At 65.1% G+C, this 18,984-nt stretch carries 19 protein-coding genes; 4 read left to right on the plus strand and 15 right to left on the minus strand.

Translation table 11 applies throughout. The annotated features are described in order from the left end of the window. Positions 1-16: 16 nt before the first annotated feature. The 3 genes from ACPXB3_RS06025 to ACPXB3_RS06035 form a co-directional block, all read right to left on the minus strand. Positions 17-1,063 carry a 2-aminoethylphosphonate ABC transporter substrate-binding protein gene (locus ACPXB3_RS06025; protein ID WP_425727266.1) on the minus strand — a complete coding sequence of 349 codons (1,047 nt, stop codon included), beginning with the start codon at positions 1,061-1,063 and terminating at the stop codon, positions 17-19. A gap of 98 nt (positions 1,064-1,161) precedes the next feature. Further along, on the minus strand, positions 1,162-1,839 hold the full coding sequence (locus ACPXB3_RS06030; protein WP_425727013.1) for an HAD family hydrolase: 678 nt from the start codon (positions 1,837-1,839) through the stop codon (positions 1,162-1,164). A 61-nt stretch (positions 1,840-1,900) separates the two neighbouring features. Then, positions 1,901-3,028 carry a TIGR03364 family FAD-dependent oxidoreductase gene (locus ACPXB3_RS06035; RefSeq protein WP_425727015.1) on the minus strand — a complete coding sequence of 376 codons (1,128 nt, stop codon included), beginning with the start codon at positions 3,026-3,028 and terminating at the stop codon, positions 1,901-1,903. Positions 3,029-3,124: 96 nt separating this feature from the next. Here ACPXB3_RS06035 and ACPXB3_RS06040 point away from each other — a divergent pair, with 96 nt between their 5' ends. Beyond that, entirely contained in the window at positions 3,125-3,640 is a 516-nt protein-coding gene (locus tag ACPXB3_RS06040; RefSeq protein WP_425727017.1) for an HD family phosphohydrolase, read from the plus strand. A gap of 5 nt (positions 3,641-3,645) precedes the next feature. Further along, complete coding sequence (locus ACPXB3_RS06045; RefSeq protein WP_425727268.1) at positions 3,646-4,374, plus strand: GntR family transcriptional regulator; 729 nt, start codon at positions 3,646-3,648, stop codon at positions 4,372-4,374. A 120-nt stretch (positions 4,375-4,494) separates the two neighbouring features. Here the strand turns inward: ACPXB3_RS06045 and ACPXB3_RS06050 are convergent, their stop codons facing one another. The 7 genes from ACPXB3_RS06050 to ACPXB3_RS06080 form a co-directional block, all read right to left on the minus strand. Next, the gene (locus ACPXB3_RS06050; protein ID WP_425705697.1) at positions 4,495-6,072 is read right to left on the minus strand and encodes a GMC family oxidoreductase; all 1,578 of its coding nucleotides are present in this window, start codon (positions 6,070-6,072) and stop codon (positions 4,495-4,497) included. A gap of 8 nt (positions 6,073-6,080) precedes the next feature. Beyond that, positions 6,081-7,664, minus strand: a complete 1,584-nt coding sequence (locus ACPXB3_RS06055) for an APC family permease (protein ID WP_425727019.1) — start codon at positions 7,662-7,664, stop codon at positions 6,081-6,083. After that, positions 7,661-9,202, minus strand: a complete 1,542-nt coding sequence (locus tag ACPXB3_RS06060; RefSeq protein ID WP_425727021.1) for an aldehyde dehydrogenase family protein — start codon at positions 9,200-9,202, stop codon at positions 7,661-7,663. Before ACPXB3_RS06060 ends, ACPXB3_RS06055 begins: the two co-directional genes overlap by 4 nt. Positions 9,203-9,616: 414 nt before the next feature. Then, positions 9,617-10,831 (minus strand): alpha/beta hydrolase, encoded by a 1,215-nt coding sequence (locus ACPXB3_RS06065; RefSeq protein ID WP_425705700.1) that lies wholly within the window; start codon positions 10,829-10,831, stop codon positions 9,617-9,619. Between the two features lie 111 nt (positions 10,832-10,942). Beyond that, positions 10,943-11,572 carry a TetR/AcrR family transcriptional regulator gene (locus tag ACPXB3_RS06070; RefSeq protein WP_425705701.1) on the minus strand — a complete coding sequence of 210 codons (630 nt, stop codon included), beginning with the start codon at positions 11,570-11,572 and terminating at the stop codon, positions 10,943-10,945. A 74-nt stretch (positions 11,573-11,646) separates the two neighbouring features. Further along, positions 11,647-12,450 (minus strand): CocE/NonD family hydrolase, encoded by an 804-nt coding sequence (locus tag ACPXB3_RS06075; RefSeq protein WP_425727270.1) that lies wholly within the window; start codon positions 12,448-12,450, stop codon positions 11,647-11,649. Continuing rightward, complete coding sequence (locus ACPXB3_RS06080) at positions 12,336-13,727, minus strand: CocE/NonD family hydrolase (protein ID WP_425727023.1); 1,392 nt, start codon at positions 13,725-13,727, stop codon at positions 12,336-12,338. The genes ACPXB3_RS06075 and ACPXB3_RS06080 overlap by 115 nt, the downstream gene beginning before the upstream one ends. Before the next feature lie 303 nt (positions 13,728-14,030). Between ACPXB3_RS06080 and ACPXB3_RS06085 the strand changes: the two genes are divergently transcribed. Next, a complete protein-coding gene (locus ACPXB3_RS06085) occupies positions 14,031-14,996 on the plus strand; it encodes an acyl-CoA thioesterase (RefSeq protein ID WP_425727025.1) in 966 nt (321 codons plus the stop codon). Between the two features lie 25 nt (positions 14,997-15,021). Here the strand turns inward: ACPXB3_RS06085 and ACPXB3_RS06090 are convergent, their stop codons facing one another. Further along, positions 15,022-15,597, minus strand: coding sequence for a nitroreductase family protein (locus tag ACPXB3_RS06090; protein WP_425727027.1), 576 nt, complete (start codon positions 15,595-15,597; stop codon positions 15,022-15,024). A gap of 55 nt (positions 15,598-15,652) precedes the next feature. Continuing rightward, positions 15,653-16,144 carry a MarR family winged helix-turn-helix transcriptional regulator gene (locus tag ACPXB3_RS06095; RefSeq protein WP_425727029.1) on the minus strand — a complete coding sequence of 164 codons (492 nt, stop codon included), beginning with the start codon at positions 16,142-16,144 and terminating at the stop codon, positions 15,653-15,655. A 30-nt stretch (positions 16,145-16,174) separates the two neighbouring features. Between ACPXB3_RS06095 and ACPXB3_RS06100 the strand changes: the two genes are divergently transcribed. Further along, complete coding sequence (locus ACPXB3_RS06100; RefSeq protein WP_425727031.1) at positions 16,175-16,855, plus strand: MBL fold metallo-hydrolase; 681 nt, start codon at positions 16,175-16,177, stop codon at positions 16,853-16,855. On the opposite strand, the gene ACPXB3_RS06105 is transcribed toward ACPXB3_RS06100, so the two are convergent. Genes ACPXB3_RS06105 through ACPXB3_RS06115 form a run of 3 tightly spaced genes read right to left on the minus strand, consistent with a single transcriptional unit; the run spans position 16,832 to position 18,982 of the window. After that, on the minus strand, positions 16,832-16,969 hold the full coding sequence (locus ACPXB3_RS06105) for a hypothetical protein (protein WP_425727033.1): 138 nt from the start codon (positions 16,967-16,969) through the stop codon (positions 16,832-16,834). The genes ACPXB3_RS06100 and ACPXB3_RS06105 overlap by 24 nt on opposite strands. After that, positions 16,957-17,979, minus strand: a complete 1,023-nt coding sequence (locus tag ACPXB3_RS06110) for a YdcF family protein (RefSeq protein WP_425727035.1) — start codon at positions 17,977-17,979, stop codon at positions 16,957-16,959. Before ACPXB3_RS06110 ends, ACPXB3_RS06105 begins: the two co-directional genes overlap by 13 nt. 49 nt (positions 17,980-18,028) lie before the next feature. After that, entirely contained in the window at positions 18,029-18,982 is a 954-nt protein-coding gene (locus ACPXB3_RS06115; protein ID WP_425705709.1) for a sucrase ferredoxin, read from the minus strand. Positions 18,983-18,984 lie beyond the last annotated feature (2 nt).

Raw genomic sequence — 18,984 nt, forward strand, 5'->3', positions numbered from 1 at the left:
TATCACCGGCCTTCCGTCAGCTACCCGTTGCTTTCTGATACGCCGCGACGTCGGCGTCGAGCGAGGACAGCACCTGCGTCCAGTCCGGTCGCCACACGGTGACACCGCTGATGACCTGTTCGGGCGTCTGACCCGAACCGGCCGGGACAGGACCCGTGACACCGGTGACCGAGACGCCCAGGGCACCGGGCACGACCGTCTTCTGGACGTCGTCGGAGATCAGGAACTCGAGCAACTTCTTCGCGTTCGCCGAATGCGGTGCACCCTTGGTGATTCCGGCGACGTACGGCAGAGAGACCGTCGTGCGAGTGCCGTCGGGCATCGCCGGGAAGAAGAGATCGAACTTCGAGCCGTCGTCGCGGATCGATGCCAGGTTCATCTGCACGTCACCGTTGGCCACCAGCAACTCGCCGTTGCTCACCTTCGGTTGCAACTTGCCGGTCGAGCTCGACGGTCCGACGTTGTTGACCTGCAACTTCTTCAGGTAGTCCAGGGCCTGCTGCTTGCCCATGAGATGCTGCAGGAGCACCAGCACCGCCGTGCCGTCACCCGCCTGCCCGGGTGTCGAGTACTGAAGTTTTCCCTTGAATCGCGGATCGAGCAGGTCGCTCCACGTCTTCGGCGCGGGGGTGGCACCGGGGTTCGCGATGAAGGACAGATAGTTGTCGACGATCGCGACGTACTTGCCACCGGGATCCTTGTTGCCGGCAGACACTTTCGACGTGTCGACGCCCGAAGCGACAAGCAGCCCATCGGCATCGGCCTTCTGGATGAACGGCGGCAAAGTCACCACCATGTCGGCCTGGGGGTTCGACTCTTCTTTCTGCACGCGTGAGACGACCTCACCCGAGCCGGCCTCGACTTCGTTGACGGTGATCCCCGTCTGTTCCTTGAACTTCGCGAACTCGGTCTTGTACCAGTCGCCGAGACCATCGGCGCTGTACACGGTGAGCGTCTTGTCCCCGTCAGAACTGGCGGTACCGGTCCCACCGCATGCGGCGGTTCCGGTGAGCGCAATCGCGGCGACCGCGACTGCGCAACCCCTGATCACGGTGGAGCGCAAGGACTTCACGGATATATCTCCTCTGGCGTGGTGTGAGCTGTTGCTGAAAGGTTCGAAAGGATCGATGTTCGGAGGCCGTGAAAGACGGATTCGGCGGTTCAGGACAGGAGCAGATCGGCGAACGCCGACACGTCGGGTACCACATCGGTGGCACCGGCGGCGCGCAAGGCGTCGGCGTCGTGTGCACCGGTGAGGGTTCCCGCGACAATCGACGCTCCCGAACGCAGGCCGGCGATGATGTCGTTGGCGGTGTCGCCGAGTACCGCGACCTCGCGGACGTCATCGATCCGCAAACGGAGCACGGCGGCGAGGATCATGTCCGGGTAAGGGCGTCCGCGCCCGGCGTCCGAAGGCGCGAGCGCGAGATCTGCAATGTCCTTCCAGCCGAGCACGTCGAGCAGGCGTTCACGTGTGCCCGTGCTGAATCCTGTTGTGAGAACGACTTTGATGTCAGCGGCGCGAATCCGCTCGATGGCGTCGGCGGCCCCGTCGATCGGGCGCACGGCGTCCAGGGTGTCCGCATAGGCGGTTTCGAACGCGGCGTTCGCCGCCTGCGCCCGCTCCTCGTCGCCGTCGAGCAGTGCCCGGAAGACGATGATCTTCGATTGGCCCATCGTGTCGATGACGTATTGACGTGCTCGATCGGCGGCCGGGCCTTCGGACGGGAGGCCGACGGCGCGTGAGGCCGCATCGAAGGCATGGAGTACCAGACCGTCGTCGGCGACCGTGGTTCCTGCCATGTCGAGTGCGACCATCCGGATCAGGTGGTCGGGCATGAACATCTGCCTTTCTGGCGAGGGGCTGGGTGATCGGGCGGGCTCGGTGCGGCACGACGGGTCATAGTGAGAGCAGATCCGCGGTTTGTTCGCCGATCACCGGTCCGAGCGTCATGCCGCGGCCACCGGGTCCGGTCACCACCCAGATCCCGTCGGCGATCTCACGGCGACACACCAGCTCGCCGGGCTCGGTGGACTGTGAGTAGACACCGGCCCACCGACGAACGATCGGCGGAAGTGACCTTCCCAGAAGTTCTTCCGCCACCGATCGGAGGTGGTCGTACGGACTCTCCGAGACGTCGAAGGCGAACGGATCGACGTACTCGTGGGTGTCGCCGATCGTGAGTCCTCCGTGCATCCGCTGAACGCACAGCAGTTGCATACGGTTGTCAGCGGCGACCGGGGACTGCGGCTGTCGGCTGTTGAGTTCGTCGAGCGCCTCGCCGGCGAACGCCGGGTAGTAGCGGAAGCTGTCGCCATCGGCGATCGCCGTGGTCAGCGGCTCCTCGAGGCTCGCGGTCTGCATCATCTGCAGGCGGACCCGTCGGACGGGGAGCTCACCGGCGATCTCGCGGGTCAGGCCGCCGTGCGCGGCGCCGGGACAGTGGATCGCGATGTCACCGCGGTAGTCGGCGCCGTGGTCGTCGGTGACCTTCACGCCGCCCGACACAGCATCGATCGCGCGGACCTCACGGCCGGCGACGAATTCGTGACGTCCGGTGCCCGCCAGGTGTTCCCGGATGAGCGGGAGCGCGATCCGCGATTCCACCGCTCCGTCACGAGTGCAGTGCAGGCCTGCGAGAAACTTTCCGCGAAGGGCCGGATTGACCTTGACCACCTCAGCGGGTTCGAGGAGCCGGAAGCCCCGTTCGACCGCGTCCGGCCGTGCAGCCACCGCCTCGGCGACCGCGACCTCGGCATCGGTGCGCAGCATCGTCAGCGATCCCACGGGCCGGAAGCCTATGCCGGGGACCTGATGGGAGATCTTCTCCCAGAGGTCGCGCGAACGCTGTGCCGCGGCGAGCTCGAACGGTGCGCGACCGGACACCCACACCAGCCCGAAGTTGCGGACCGTGGCGCCTCTGGCCTCCGCCTCTCGCTCGATCTGGACGACATCGTGGCCGCGGGCCACAGCGGCCCAGGCGTGCGACGTACCCAGGATTCCGCCACCGATGATGATGACTCTCATGGGGATAGGATGCACATTGGTCTAGACCAACAGGGGTCGGATACGCGAAATCTGCATGAACAACTGGTATAGACCAATTGGGTTATCATGGCGCCCATGCAATCCGATGTGATCGCCGAGACCGAGGCGGTGCTGTTGTCGTTGCGCGGTGTGTGGGACGAGGATGCCGTCGACGACCTCGACCATGCACTGCAGTCGGCTCATCTCGCCGCCGCCGACGGTGCAGACGACGAGCTGATCCTCGCCTGCGCCCTGCACGACATAGGGCACAGCCCACTCACCGATATGGGGCCCGACCACGACCGAGTCGCGCAGGAATGGCTCACGCCGCGGTACGGAAATCGGGTGGGCTGGCTCGCCGGCGCACACGTCGCCGCCAAGCGGTATCTCATTGCCGCCGAGGACGGATATGCGAGCACGCTGTCAGAACGGTCGGTGCAGACTCTCGCCGAACAAGGTGGCGCCGGTGCCGACGACACTCGGACGTCCAGCCCCTGGTGGCCGGATGCGTTGCGGTTACGACGATTCGACGATGCCGCCAAGAGCCCCGGAGCGCCGGAGATGACGGTTGCGCAGGTGCTCGAGATCGCACAACGGGTGGCCGTGTCGTGAGTGCGGTGGGTGCGCGGAGATCGAGTCACGTCGTCGATGTGCCCTTGTCGAAGTCATATCGGGTGCGAACCGAGATCGCCAGGATCCTCGACGGACTCGACGAGGGTGATGCGGTTCCCCCGGAACGCGAACTGGCCGAACGGTTCTCGGTGTCCCGCGAGACGGTTCGTCAGGCCCTCCACGAACTGCTCGTCGAGGGCCGGATCACACGTCGCGGTCGCGGAACCGTCGTGTCGGCACCGAAACTCGTTCAGCCACTTGCCCGTGGCTCCCACACCGAGGGCGCGCAACGACAAGGGCGGGTGCCCGGCCGTGTACCCCTCTCGATGGGCGACGCGGTCGCTCCGGACGACATCTGCGACGACCTCGCGGTGCCGAGAGGGTCACAGGCACTGCGTATCGACCGGCTCCTCCTCGCCGACGGCGCGAAAATGGGGCTCGAGAGCACCTTCCTACCGTTGCCACGTTTCGATGTGTTCCACGAGGAGTTCGACCCGGCGACCTCGCTCTATGCCGCGATGCACTCCCTCAGGATCGAGTTCGGCCCCGCCGAGGAACGGATCGAGACGGCGCTGGCCACCCCGCCGGAGGCCAAGCTACTCGAGACGACGACGGCGATGCCGATGCTTCTCATGAATCGGCTGTCATTCGATTCGGCCGGCACACCGATCGAGCGGGTGCGTTCGCTGTACCGGGGCGACCGGATGGCGTTCGAGGTGCTGCTTCGCGAATAGCGGAGTCGGCGGGGGTGGAGCCGCAGCGGTGGGTGGAAATGACTTCCGACACCATAAGCGCATCAAGAGCGTTACCGAAAGTCGTCCATCAGGCATGTTCGGTGGTTGCGGTCGCCTCGATCAGCCGGGGGTAGCGGAGGACCGGATGAGGTCCGCACACTTCTCTGCCATGGTCATCACGGTGATGTTCGGATTGACCACGGGTAGCTTGGGCATGGCGGAGGCATCGACGACACGTAATCCCTTGACGCCCTTGACCCGGAGTTCGGGATCGAGGACGGCCATCGGATCGTTGACAGCACCCATCTTGCAGGTGGCCGCGGGGTGATAGACGGTGTTGTGGGTTCGGTGGAAGTAGTCGATGAGCTCGTCGTCGGTGACCGCGTCCGGGCCTGGCGCCAGTTCACGCGTGATCCAGTCGCCGAGCACGCTCTGGGCGCCGATCTCGCGGGCGAGCTTGATACCGGCCAGCATGACGCGCTCGTCGCGGCCATCGGAGTCGGTGAAGTAGCGGGGATCCACTTTCGGGCGGTCACGGAAGTCGCGGCTGCGCAATCGGACGGTGCCGCGGGAAAGTCCTTGCGTCACATTCGGTGTCAGGCAAAAGCCGTTTTCGGTGGTCGGATAGCCCCAGCGCAGGGTGTTCATATCGAAGGGCACGCTGCCGTAGTGCATCATCAGATCGGAGTGATCGAGTCCGTCTTCGGTGGTCGCGAACAGTCCGATCTCCCACCACTGGGTGGACTCGGTGACCATCGGTCGACCGGCTTCCCAGAACACCAGCCCTTCGACGTGGTCGTCGAGATTCGAACCGACGCCGGGTGCGTCGACCTTCACCCGAACACCGACGTCGGCGAGATGATCGCTGGGACCGATACCGCTGAGCATCAACAATTTCGGCGTGTCGATTGCACCTGCGGTGACGATCACCTCACGTTTCGCGGACACGGTATCGTAGCCGGTGAGGTCGGGTCGCTGATACCGAACTCCGGTGGCACGCAGATCATCGTCGATGAGGACCTCACTGATCCAGCTGTCGGTGAGCACGGTCAGATTTTTTCGTGTGCCGAGGATCGGATGCAGATAGGCGTGCGAGGTCGACATACGTTCGCCGGCCTCGTTCGCATTGATCTGTAGCCAGCCTGCGCCGTTGAGATGCCACTCGTCGCGATTGAACTGCACTGTCGGCAGACCACATTTGGCTGCGGCATCGAGAACGGCTTGACCGCATGGGTCGTTCGGCGGTACATCACGCAGCCGCACCGGCCCGTCGTGGCCGTGTGCGTAGCCCTGATAGGTGCCATCAGCGACGTTGTTCTCCACTCGCGACACATACGGCAGGACACCTTCTGGACCCCAGCCGGCAGCTCCTGCCGTCTCCCAGTCGCGCAGACCTTGGGCCAAGGGCCAGAACGCAATACAGGAGTTGTGCGACGAGCACCCGCCGAGCACCTTGGCGCGTGCGTGGCGCATGAAGCTGTTGCCCTTTGCCTGCGGCTCGATCGGGTAGTCCCAGTCGTAGCCCGAGTCGAGCAGATGCATCCACTCGGCCAGGACCAGGATGTTCTGATCGTCGACATCGCTGGGTCCTGCCTCGATGAGACACACCGTCATTTCAGGATCTTCCGAAAGTCGCGCCGCCAGGACGCATCCAGCGGTACCGCCACCGGCAATGACATAGTCGAAGGTCGATGTCATGGCCACTTCTACTTCTCGGTGATCTGGCTGTCGGGGATCGGTTGGATGTCGATGGGACCCGACGAGTGCGACGCCAAGACACCGATGTGTCTGCGGCCCTTGACGAGATACCAGATGAGGCCCGCGCCGAAGATGACACCGATGTAGACGAATGCTCCCCACGTGTTGTACCAGGGTGTGCCGTAGATGACACTGCGCGGCCATGCCAGGTTGAGCGCCATCCCGATACCCCACAGCACCGCAACGGTATTCACCACAACACCCCAGCGGCCCATGCTGAAGTAGCCGCCGGACTTGAGGTCCTTCGGCGGCCACTCGCCACGGAATCGCATGGCGAGCATGGGCCCCGTCACCAAGAGATATGCGAGGTAGATCATGATGATCGCGATCGAGGTGAGGACTGTGAAGATGTTGGGCTGGTTGATGTTGATGACCAGGATGATCACCGAGACGAGCCCGACGACACATGCGGGAACGACGGGCGTCTGCCGTTTCGGCGAGACGGTCGCGAGACGTTCGCCGAAGGGCAGCGCGTTGTCGCGGGCCATCGCGAACATCAGCCGGATCGCCGCGGTGTGTACGGCCAGCGAACAGACGACGACCGCAACGACGATGGCGACCAGGAAGATCTTTCCCAGTGGACCCCACATCACCGACCCGACGATGTACTGCAGGCTGCCGGACTGCTCGCCTAGCTTGGGATCGTTGATATCGGGTGCGGCCATGATCGCGAAGACCAGGATCGCACCGCCGATCACGAAGGATGCGAGGATGGCCCGCAGGATCGCCTTGGGTGCGGTACGCCGGGGATCGAGGGTCTCCTCGCCGAGTGAACTGGCCGTGTCGAATCCGTACATCACATAGCCGGATGCCAGCGACGCCACCAGGAAGGCGCCGAGGTAACCACCGCTCTGCCCGGCGCCGTAGCCGTGGGTCGAGAAGAAGACCTGAGGTCCGCGGGTGATGTTGCACGCCAGGATGATCGCGATCAGAACGGCCGCGATCAGTTCGATGAACACGCCGACGCTGTTGATCAGCGCCATCAGTTTCACACTCCACGCATTGACCGCGGTCGTGAATGCGATGAGGATGCCACCGAGGATCACCGCGTTGACGGCTGCATCGGTGGTGTCGTCGGCGCTGCCGTACAACTGGAATCCACTCCACAGACGCGGCAGGTTCAACTGCAATGCGAGTACGACGGCTGAGAGGGTGACCACCGATGCGGTGAACATCAGCCAGCCCGCCGACCACCCCACGAACTGGGTGCCGAGCCGTTTGGCCCAGTTGTACACCGATCCCGCTACCGGATATTTTGCCGCAAGCTCCATGAAACATAGTGCGACACAAAGCTGTCCAATGAAAACCATCGGCCATGACCAGAGGTAGCCGGGACCGGCGTTGCCGTAGCCGACGTAGAAGAGCTGAAACGTGCCGGTGAGGATGGAGATGTAACTGACGCCTGCGGCGAAGCTGGCGAACTTGCCGATACTGCGGTCGAGGGATTCCTTGTAGCCGAAGTCCTCCATTCCGCTGGAGTTGTCAGTAGCTGCTACCGGGGCCGGTGGTGTCGGCGCGGGTGGTGTGGTCATCGCTCGTCTTCCGTCTCGGTGAACCACCGCGACGCCGACGGCGCAGTGTTGTGCCAGATATGTTTGGTCTCTTGGTATTCCGCAAGTCCGGTTGGACCGAGCTCGCGGCCGTTGCCGGACTTGCCATAGCCGCCCCACTCGGCTGCGGGTGTGTAGTAGCCGAAATCGTTGAGCCACACCGTGCCGTGCTGCAATCCGCGCACCATCCGCTCACCACGCGCCGCATCGGAGGTCCGTACCCCGGCGGCCAGCCCGTAGGTGGTGTCATTGCCCAGCGCAAGGGCTTGCGCCTCGGTGGTGAATCGCTCGACGGTGAGAATCGGACCGAACGTCTCTTCGGCGACGATCCGCATCGACGAATTGCATCGGTCGAAGATGGTGGGGGCGAAGAAGTATCCGCCCGGGTGTAGATCGTCTCGGTCGGGACGTCCGCCACCACAACGCAATACCGCTCCTTCTGCGATTCCGGAGGCGACGTAGTCGGCCATCTTGTTCAACTGCGCCTGTGATACGAGCGGGCCGGTGGTGCTGGCGGGGTCGAGACCGTCGCCCATCCGGATTTGGTTTGCACGTCGCACGAGTTCGTCGACGAAACTGTCGGCGATCGACTCTTCGACGATCAGCCGGGTGCCGGACGAGCACACCTGGCCCGAGTGCAGGAACACACCGGTGAGGACCTGGTCGACCGATGATTCCCAGTCGGCGTCGGCGAACACGATGTGCGGGTTCTTGCCGCCCAACTCCACGGCAACCTTGGTCACGTGTTTGGCGGCGGTCTCGGAAATGGTGGTGCCGGTGGCCAATCCGCCGGTGAACGAGATGAAGTCCACGTCGGGGTTGTCGGTGAGCGCCCCGCTGAGCCGTGCACCGGATCCCTGAACGAGGTTGAGGACCCCGGGCGGCACCCCGGCCTCCTCGCAGAGCCGGACGAAGGCGATCGTCGAGAGTGGGGTCACCTCACTGGGTTTGGCGACCATCGTGCATCCCGCGGCCAGCGCGGGAGCGATCTTCCACGAGATCTGCAGAAGTGGATAGTTCCACGGCGCGATCAGAACGCAGACCCCGATCGGTTCGTGCACCACCCGGCTGATCACCGCGGGATTGCCGACATCGACGACACGATCGGCGTCGACCTCGACCAGCGAGGCGTAGTAGCGGAACACCGATTCGACGTCGTCGATGTCGATCTCACTCTCGACGAGGGTCTTTCCGGTGTCGAGGGTCTCGATGCGCGACAACTCCGCCTTGTCGCGGACGAGAAGGTCGGCGATACGGCGCAACAGCGCGGCACGCTCGGATACCGGTGTCGCCGACCATTCGCCGGCGTCGAAGGTGGCGCGGGCAGCGCCGACGGCGGCACGCGCGTCGTCGGGCGAGGCCTCGTCGACGACCGTGAGTGTGTGCCCCGTAGCGGGATTGACGAGGGCGCGGGTGCCGCCGTCAGACGGATGACGCCACTCGCCACTGATGTAGAGGTGCGCATCCCCGATCAGTGGAGAACTCGTGACCGGGGCGCCTGCCGCCGTGATGTCGGTCATGGCGTACCTCATTCCCTCCGACGTTCTGTGGCACACGACAAGGTGCAGACGCGTGTGATCGTGCTGGAGTATGGCCGGATCGAAAAGATCCAGCCGAGTGCTCAACCTACCGTGTGGAGCCCGTGTATGCGGGGTCTCATGGGATTCACTCGGCATCTCGACGCCGAATGCAAGGACCCTGACATCCGGTTCGTCCGATTCCCGATTCCCGGTGCCTTCGGCGGGGGCTCCGGACGGCCGCGAGTGCTGATACGGATCCACAACCTGCAGCTATAGCGACGGTTGAACCGATAATCGTCTCGACCGTCGCTATAGCTGCAGGTTGTGGACGGCTACGGGGCCGAGTGGTGGTCGTGCCACTTCCCTTTCACCAGGATCAGATCTGGCAACCCCTTTCGGCTGCCGCCATACCACCTACCGGCAGTCAAGGTGCCGGACGTCGACTGTCGCGGGCGTAGTGGTGTGAATGTGACAGCCCTGTTGGTCGGTGAGGGTCACCGGCCCGCCCGCGGCCGAGACATACAGCCGGTCCTGATCACGCCGGAACCGGACGATCTGATTCGGTCCGGTGTCAAAGCGATATCGGAAACCCCAGAGTTCTCCGTTCGTGGCGACGGTGTCGTTCGTCCATGTGGTCGGATGTTCGGGAACAGGCGCGAAAAGATCCCAGGCGATCGCATCGCGCAATTCCGGCCGGAAGTTGTGGAAGTCATGGATTCCCGGCCCCCGCCTGCTCGTGGTCGACACTCCGGCCGTGCGTAGCGCGGCCCGATAGGATTCGAATCCGGGCCGGATCAGGCCGACCTCCGTGGGCAGGTCACTCGCGATGTTGTTGTCGGTGGGTTCCCCGTCGTCGGTCGGAACGCCATTGCCGGAGGCGATGAACACACGTGTGTTCTGGAGATTCGCCGCCAGACGCACGGGGTTGTGTCCATGGGCGTAGAAGCTGTCGAACGGGCCGTAGACCGAGGTCAGATCGAACGGGCCGTGCGCGTTGACCTGCGCAACCAGACCCATCACGTTCGGCTGTCCGGGGAGGAGGTTGATGTCGGTGAGACCGGAGAGAGTCGCGACCGAGCCGAAGAAGTCCGGCAGGCGTCCGCCCAGATAGGCCGCGCCGAGCCCACCCATCGATACGCCCGCGATCGCGTGCCACCGGCGTTCCTCCCGGATGGGATAGCGTTTGACGATCTCGGGGATGACCACGTCGAGGTAGTAGCTCTCCCACGACGGGCTCCCACGCCGGCCGCCATTCCACCAGTCCGTATAGAACCCGGTCGCCCCTTCGGGCATCACGATGATCCCGGGAAAACCGTCGGCGGTTGTCTGGATACGTCCGAGTACCGGATCCGACCAGGTTCGATAGTCGCTGCTCGCCCCGGCGAGCAGCACCAGCAGGGGGTATTTCTTGGTCGGCGTGTATCCCTTGGGCAGCAGCACCGTGGCACGTGGCGGTCCCGGATATGCCGGCGAATGTCGGGCGTTGAGTACCGACCCCAGCCATTTGTCCGGGATCTGGCCCGGCTGTCCGGGAATCGTGATCTCGACGAGCCGATTCGCGGGTGCGGCGCGCGCCATCCCGACGCCGAGAACACCCATCGTCGTGGACACCGCGAGGACGCACGACATCGCCACCGCCGTGCGATATCTCGTGCGTGCCGATTCGTCAGCTCCCGTCCGATTCCCGTTCCGATGAACCCAGGACCACATCCGAGCCTCCACTGGTGTGAGTGTGCTGTGTCATGCCCTCGCAAAGCCCTGCGCCATCATGGCGCCGTACAGCGCTGCGGTCTGCTCGACGTCGAGATCGTTGGTCTCGTCCAAGACGACGCGCACGGCCGCGTCGCACGACGCCATGAACAGCTCGATCAGCGCCGGGAGCTTGTTCTCGAGGTTCTCGGTCTGCCACCACCGCCGCATCGCCGGTGCGATCCACGCCGTTGCCGCGTCGGACACGGTGCGGCGGCCGGCCACCACCTTCCGGCCGATCTCGGAGTCGTGTTGGGCGTCAAAGATGATGCGCCAGGCCGATGGTCGCCTGTCGACAGCGGTCAGGAGCGCTCGATAGCCGTCGACGAACACCTTCTCCGGGTCGTCGCCACGTGCACCATGAAGGGCGGCGAGGACCTCGCCCAGCAATACCGTCTTCTCCCGGTCCAGGAGCGCCTCGACAAGCTGGTCGCGGTCGGGATAGCACGCGTAGACGACCGGACGGGTCACCCCCATACGAGTCGCCACCGCGGCAATGCTGATCGCGGCGACACCGTGTTCGACGCCGATGGCGAGGGCAGTGTCGAGGACCACCGGCCGTCTCCGTTCCGGACCGAGATGCGCGGCCCGCTCTCGGGACGCCGGGGTTCGAGTTGCCATGGGGCCCAGACTATCAAGCATTCCTACACCCCCGAAGGTTTCGGGTCCGTCGGGACGGGTCGACCGTGGCGCCGTCATGTGAGGGGCCGGTTCGTCGGGAGATTGAGGTAGCTCGGGGCCCGTGGGTCGATGGCGATGGTCTGCGGTCGCAGCTGCGATTCGATGAGTAGCGCGGGAATCATCATCCCCTTGGGGAAGTTCGAGGCGAAGACATCCACCCGCAATCGATGTCCGGGTTGCAGCACGAAGTCGGTCGGGGTGAAGGCGATGTCCAAGACGGTGGGCTGCCCTGGGACAACCGGTCGTCGGTCGTCCAGCGCCGTGAGCGGAACCGGCTTCGTGTAGTCCCCGCCGGCCGAGCGCGTACTGCGGGATTCGTCGATCGCGCGAAGGGACGCCGTCAGCTGACCCGACGCCACCACCGTCGACTGTCTGTTCCGCGCAACATCGTTCAGGGTTGCGGTGAAGTAACCGTCGGTCGCATCCATCGTCGTGTTCAGGTGCAGACTCACCGGCCCGGAAGCCATCGTCGGGACCGTCACCGGCCCGGAGGTGAACACGGCGGCGGCGACCTCCGAAACGCGGGCGTCCTTGGCACACCCGTCGATGAAACCCGCTGCGCCCGCGGTTCCCTGAGCGGCATCCCGCGAACACACCGTGGACAGCCCTGGAGAGATGACCGCGCTCGCCCCGTGACGTGGTACCGACGTCGACAACGAGCCGTCGAAGGCAACGATTCCCGTCGTCCCGCTGCGGACGCCCGTCAGGTACTGGTGTCGATAGGCCATCTGCGCACGTGGATAGCTCGCCGAGCTCGTCCAGGCCCCACCTTGTTGGTACAGGGTGGCGGGACTGTAACGGTCGATGCCGTTGTCGATACCTTTGAGCCACTTGTCGAACCACACGCGCTGTAGGACATCCAACCGCGGCGGCGCGCCGTTCGACCCCAGGCCCGAGCCGATCGTCGAGTGGTAACAGTCCCCATCAGCAGCTTCTTCTGCGAGTCGGGCAGCCGGATCGCCGCGATGACGTCGGGTTCTGAGTTGGTGAACAGATCATGCCATCCGCCGATCAGGAAGGTGGGCACGCCGATACGGTCGGGGTGACCGAGAATCCCTTGGCGGAACGGATGATTCGGGTCGATCACATCCCTGACGTCCGGCGGGATGTCGTGAACACTCGCGGTGAAGAATGCCCGCAGCAGGGTGTCGAAGAAGGTGATCGGACTGGCGACCCGATCGGCGAGCCATTGCCAATCGAATCGCCCCGTGGCGATCGACTGCAAGTCCGGCAACCATTTCAGGGTGTCGATCGAAGCGACCCACAGTGGGATGAAACCGACCGCGATCCCACCGCCGGGAGCGATGACGTCCTGGACCACGTCACTGCCCGGGGCGGCAGCGAACACCGCCTTGATCGCCGAGACCGGCTGTTGGGCGCCTTGAAGCGCATTGATCGCCCCGTAGGAGAGCCCGGTGGCACCGACCATGTTCGTCGACCACGTCTGCCTCGCCGCCCAGAGACTGACCTCGGCGACGTCATCCTGTTCACGCTGACCCGCCCCATCCCATACCCCTTGGGAGAATCCGGTACCTCGGACGTCCACGACGACCTGGACGTATCCGGACTTGACCAGTTGTCGATCAACGGCGACCGTACGGGCCACACCGCCGGTCAGCATCCGGATCTGCTCGCCCATCCCCGACAGCGGCGTGCCGGCCAGGTCGAACAGATCGAATCGATTGATCACCCTGGTGATCGGGTCGTAGAGCCCTGGGATCGACGTGGCCGACTCCATCAGCATGTACAGGAGCTTGGTGTACGGCGTCATATTGATGATCGTCGGCAGCGGCTTGCTGACCACCCTCCCCGCCGAGTCCATCGGGCGATACACGTTGGCCTTCAAGATGGTTCCGTCGCTCATCCGGATCGGCACATCCCAGTCGATATGGACATCCGAGTACTTCTGTGGGCCGTCGGCGGTCGCGGTCCACTCTGCGGCCCGAGCCGTATCGCTCGCCGACGGCGCCGCCGATGCCGTTCCGGCAACGATCACGAACGGCATGACCAGCAGACCGGCGACGACAACCGCGACGCCATGGCGTCGTAGCCGGGTGACGTTCCACCCGGTGTGCCACGACGACGTGATGCTCACCCACCCGACGCTAGCCCAGTTCCTTCACCTGCGTAGGATTTTCCTACAGATATGTTGGGAAGCTCGGTACCGCGCATTACGCGACGTCCTGCGAACGATGTGCCCGCCATGTGCCAGCGCGTCGGGACGTTGCCGAAAGACCTACCGACAGCTTCGAGACGTTTCCCCCATAGCCTTTGGTTTCGCCTGAACATCTGCCTGTGTAAACGTCACATGTCGCACCGCGCACAGCGGGAGTCCCTGTGCTGTCAGAACTTTGACCAGTGCATGATCGTCGGATCACCGAAGACACCAGGAGTCCTGATGCCGATCGCCCCCGACAACGAGATGACACTGCGCTTCCTCGCCGCACCCACCGACGCCACCACGATCGGTGGCGACGTGCGCGGTGGACGGCTGCTGTCCTGGATCGACAAGGCGGCCTACGCCTGCGCGGCCGGGTGGTCGGGCGGCTACTCGGTGACCGCCTACTTCGGCAACATCACCTTCACCCGCGGTATCGAACCCGGCGACATCGTCGAGGTGAAGGCGACGCTCATCCACACCGGCACCTCGAGCATGCACATCCACTGCTCGGTGAGTTCGGCCTCGCCGCACACCGGACTGTTCACACTGGCCAGCGAATGCCTGGTGATCTTCGTGGCGATGGGTGACGATCGTCGCCCACGCCCGGTGCGGCAGTGGACCCCGGGCACCGATGCCGAACGCGACGCACACGAGTACGCCACCGGACGCATCCCGGTGCGCCACCGCATCGAGGACGCGATGGCCGGAGTCACCTACTCCGACGCCGGGACCGCGCCCCGCTCACAGACCCGCTTCCTCGCCGCACCCACCGACGTCAACTGGGGCGGCAACGCCCACGGCGGACGCGTCATGGAATGGATGGACGAGTCGGCCTACCTCAACGCCGCCCGCTGGTGCGGTCAGCGATGCGTCACCGCCTACGTCGGCGGCATCCGCTTCTACGCGCCGATCCACATCGGCGACGTCGTCGAACTCGACGCCCGGCTCATCCACACCGGCAAGCAGACCATGCACGTCTCCGTGCACGTACGCGCAGGAAGCCCGGAAGCCGGCGACATGCGCGACAGCGCGCACAGCCTGATGATCGTCGCCGCGGTGGACACCAACGGCGACGCCACCGCGGTCCGGCGCTGGGTACCGGTCTCCGCCGAGGACATCGCACTCGATGCGCACGCGCGTGAGCTCATGGCCATCCGGGCCGCCTTGCCGCCACGGCCGCAGATCGCGGCGCCAGTGAACTGAACCCGTGACCAGCCGGCCGTCTCGTCTAGTCGGCGGACGCGCGCGCCCACGTCACCTCGTCCAGAGACAACCGCTGCCGGCTCGTTCCCGCATATGAGGTCGCAGACGTCGCCTCCGCAGCCCCGAAGGCCGTCACCGAGGTGACCTCCCACTCGGCCGGTACCGCGAACTCGGCAGCCATGCCATCGCGATCGAAGGCGCGGAACTGGTGTGCGCCGAGGCCCATCGCCAGCGCCTGCACCGTCATGTGGGCAACCGCCTGTCCGAGGTCGTAGCGGGCGAACTCGGAGTACTCCCACTCCGTTCCCTCCACCATGACATGGGCAATGTTGACCACGAGCAGCGAGGCGTCGGCGGCCCACCGCAGCGATCCGGGCGTGAGGTGACGGCAGATCCGGGCGTGGATCGCGTCTCCGCGGCGGCCGACGACGAACATCCATGGCTGCGAATTGCCTGCCGAGGGAGCAAGTCTGGCCGCATCGAGCAGTACGTCGACACCTGTCTCGGGAATCGTCGCCTCGGGGTCGAACGACACCGGGCTGACACGCCCTGCCAGGGCGGGATGGACGTGTGGCTCGCCGGCCGTCGGGCATTCGGTCATCACATGATTGTCGCCGATACACACACCGACCGGGTCGCCGCCCGGGCGAGCCACGTCAGGCGCTGTCGCGGACCGCCGCCGCCATCGCCTCCAAGATGCCCGGGACCTGGACGAGCGCTTCTCGCTGCGCCGACGTAAGAGACGTGTTGGCCGCGCGCGCAACGACTTTCCGTCGTGCGGCACGACCACGTTCGAGTACCACGGTACCGCTGTCGGTGATGGCGATGAGCGAACTGCGCGCGTCGTCGGGATGCGGGCCGCGGGTCACGAGTCCGCGATCTTCCAACTCGGCGACGGTCACCCGCATGCTCTGATGCTTGATCCCCCGCATGCGGGCCAGCTCGGCGATCGACTGCGGGCCGTCGCGATCGAGTGCGCCGAGCACCTCCCCGTGTCCGGCGGGAGCCGAATCGGTGACCGACCGGACCGCCCGCACGAATCTGCCCACCGACCGTCGCAGGTCCTCCGCAAGATCCAGGCCGGAGGCTTCCCACTCCGCGCCCAACTCTCGCATGCCCGGCTCTTCCATGTCCGAATCGACAACCATCGTCAGAAGTGTACAGTCACACTGTACTTATTGGCAGACCGTTGGCCACCGGAGGTCTCGATGCAGCTCACCAAACACACCCACGCAACCGTCACCCTGACCAAGAACGGCAATACCCTGCTCATCGATCCCGGCACGTTCACGCCCGACGCGGCGGAGTTGCTCGCGGCCGCCGACGCGATCCTGATCACCCATGAACATTTCGACCATTTCGACGCCGAAAAGATCGTTGCCGCAATGAAAGCGCGCGAGGGGCTGCATCTGTACGGTCCGGCGACGATCGCCGATGCGTTGTCCGAGGTCGCCGATCGTGTGCATGCGGTCTCGACCGGCGAGTCCTTCGACATCGCAGGATTCGCGGTCGACACCTTCGTCGCCGATCATGCGGTGATCCATCCCGAGATCCCGTTGGTCGACAACGCGGGATTCCTGATCGACGGCAGTGTCTTCCACCCCGGCGACGCCTACCTGAATCCCGGCCGGACAATCGAGACGCTGCTGCTGCCGGTCAGCGGCCCATGGATCTCCACCGAACAGGCCATCGACTACGTCCGGTCGGTGAAGCCGCAGCGCAGCATCGCCATTCACGACATCATGCTCAGCCCGGCAGGCAAATCCAGCCTTCGCATGTTCCTCGGCGAGAACTCGCTGACCGGAACCCCGCTGGAGACGCCGGATGTCGGTGAGTCACGAGACCTTTCCGCCGCCTGACACACCCGACGTCGACACAAGCACCGACGCCGAGGCACCCTGCATCTCGTCGTCGATGTGGTGGTCTTCGCGTGCCGAGATCACCAGCGCGATCGACGCGATCAACACCCACACGGTCGTGAGCGTGGCCCAACCGCCAGATTCTGTTTGCGGTAATGCACGACGCCGGCGGCGAACTCCCGTAGAAAGCCGGACGGCAGGTAGTACCAGGCCGTCGGTGCGCCCAGCACGGTGACGGAGCGGATTCCCAGCCGTTGCGTGAGTGACGCCGACCGAAGCACATGGAAGTTGCTGGTGACCACCACCATTCGCTCCCACACCACATTCTGGGCGGCAAGGACCGCGAGCGTGTTGGTCAGGTTCTCCTGGGTGGTGGTCGAGGTGTCTTCGAGAATCACATGGGTACTCGGCACATCGGAATGCTCGGCGAGATAGGCGGCCATCGCCGCGGCCTCGCTCACCACCTCATCGCTGCCCTTGCCGCCGGATACCACGACCCGCGGTGGCGCGCCCTGCGCTGCCTGCACGTGGTGGTAGACCTCGACGGCGCGATCGAGACGGCGTGCGACCAATGGCGTCGGTTTGCCCCCGGACAGGCCGGCCCCGAGTACGACGATCACGTCGGTCGCGTCGACTTCTCGGTGGGTTCCGCCGTAGACGAGCGCGTACAGCGTGTAGGCGAGCAATTCGATGATCATCAGGGCACCCGGGATCATGGCCAACGGCAGCAGGGCCATGAGCAGGATTCGGTGGTCCCAGGTGAACAGCCACCCGATCATGATCGCCAAGGTCACGATGATCGCCCCACCGATCGCGGCCGGCACGAGGGTCGCGACACGTAATCCCTCGCGCCGCACCACGATTGGCGTATTCGTGACGAGGGCAAGCGCGGATGTCACCAGGAGCAGCAGAATCGCCATCGCCGGCACCAGGAACACGATGGTCGCCGCGTCGGAATCCGGCCACAGCACCGCCGAACAGGTGAATGCCAGCAACCAGATCATCACCGCACTACCCACGACCATCAGGCCGTGCGAGCTGTCGCGGTCGTCGTGGACGAGTCGAAATACCGTGGCAGCCACCACGATCACGGTCAGTACCAGCACCACCCACAGCACGATCACCGCCGGCGCACCTCTTCGATCGGTAGCGGAATACCCTTCCACCCCAACCCTAGTTGCCGGGTCTGCGGGAATCGCGGCCGAGGTCTTCGTCGCCGATCACGCGGCGATCAACCGCTTCCGACACACCCGGCATCGACACGAGCACGAATTGCCGAACGCGTCCGAGCGCGCGGGCCGCGCAGTTGGACAACAACGGGTCGGTCAGCTCTTCGGCCAGGACGACCTCGATCGGCGTATCCGGCCCGCTCAGTGTGACGACGATGTGGTGGTCGACGCGCCGCACCTCGAGCGGTGCCAGCGCGTCGATTCGGTCGTCGCCGGTGGTCGACCGCACGAAGTGCTGTGCCGCCTGCACTGCGTGCGGAAGCGACGTCCGGCCACGCAGTAGCGGATCGACGAGTCGCCCTTCGGTGTAACGTCGCACCAGTCCCGCCGGATCCGTCGCCGAATCCACCCGGCCGTAACACAACCCGTGCGGCAGGACGAGCATGGTGGCGGCGAATCGGTCGCCGCCCAGATGTGAGCACTCCCAAGTCCATTCGGGATATGCGGCCGCGATCGCGGTGGTCGCGGCTCGTCCCCGGACCGCGCAGCACTGATCGTGTTTCCCGTGCGCGCACACCGCGACGACCGGGTCGTCCGACGGTCGGCCGCCGGCGCCGTCGAGCGGCAGATCCAGATAGCCGGTCGCGTCCGACACTTCTCCCCGGACCACCGACTCCTCGCCGGGTCGTGTGTCCACGACGAACCATCGCCACCGCGGGGTCGCCGCCCGGCGACCGGGTCGGCGTATCGCCACGATCCGCATTCCCGCGGCCTCGACGCGGCGCACGACGGCACGCCCAAGAACCGGATCGATGATGTTGGGCGAGTCGAGGAACACCGACGGACCCCACGGGCCGGAGAGCTCCAGCAACATCCAGCGGTCGCCCGCCGATGCGGTGCCGTACATAGGGTCGCCGCGGAGAATGGACTGATCGCTACAGGGACGACGACCGGTCATGA

This window comes from Gordonia sp. DT219 (assembly GCF_049847065.1).
In the GTDB taxonomy this organism is placed as follows: Bacteria; Actinomycetota; Actinomycetes; order Mycobacteriales; family Mycobacteriaceae; genus Gordonia.

What these genes read in the sequence shown, in the direction of transcription:
- ACPXB3_RS06090 (WP_425727027.1), bottom strand. Translation starts at nt 15,597, where the DNA reads ATGACCGAATGCCCGACGGCCGGCGAGCCACACGTCCATCCCGCCCTG.
- ACPXB3_RS06055 (WP_425727019.1), bottom strand. Translation starts at nt 7,664, where the DNA reads ATGACCACACCACCCGCGCCGACACCACCGGCCCCGGTAGCAGCTACT.
- ACPXB3_RS06115 (WP_425705709.1), bottom strand. Translation starts at nt 18,982, where the DNA reads ATGACCGGTCGTCGTCCCTGTAGCGATCAGTCCATTCTCCGCGGCGAC.
- ACPXB3_RS06035 (WP_425727015.1), bottom strand. Translation starts at nt 3,028, where the DNA reads ATGAGAGTCATCATCATCGGTGGCGGAATCCTGGGTACGTCGCACGCC.
- ACPXB3_RS06060 (WP_425727021.1), bottom strand. Translation starts at nt 9,202, where the DNA reads ATGACCGACATCACGGCGGCAGGCGCCCCGGTCACGAGTTCTCCACTG.
- ACPXB3_RS06070 (WP_425705701.1), bottom strand. Translation starts at nt 11,572, where the DNA reads ATGGCAACTCGAACCCCGGCGTCCCGAGAGCGGGCCGCGCATCTCGGT.
- ACPXB3_RS06030 (WP_425727013.1), bottom strand. Translation starts at nt 1,839, where the DNA reads ATGCCCGACCACCTGATCCGGATGGTCGCACTCGACATGGCAGGAACC.
- ACPXB3_RS06050 (WP_425705697.1), bottom strand. Translation starts at nt 6,072, where the DNA reads ATGACATCGACCTTCGACTATGTCATTGCCGGTGGCGGTACCGCTGGA.
- ACPXB3_RS06095 (WP_425727029.1), bottom strand. Translation starts at nt 16,144, where the DNA reads ATGGTTGTCGATTCGGACATGGAAGAGCCGGGCATGCGAGAGTTGGGC.
- ACPXB3_RS06065 (WP_425705700.1), bottom strand. Translation starts at nt 10,831, where the DNA reads ATGTCGTGCGTCCTCGCGGTGTCCACGACGATGGGTGTTCTCGGCGTC.
- ACPXB3_RS06040 (WP_425727017.1), top strand. Translation starts at nt 3,125, where the DNA reads ATGCAATCCGATGTGATCGCCGAGACCGAGGCGGTGCTGTTGTCGTTG.
- ACPXB3_RS06085 (WP_425727025.1), top strand. Translation starts at nt 14,031, where the DNA reads ATGCCGATCGCCCCCGACAACGAGATGACACTGCGCTTCCTCGCCGCA.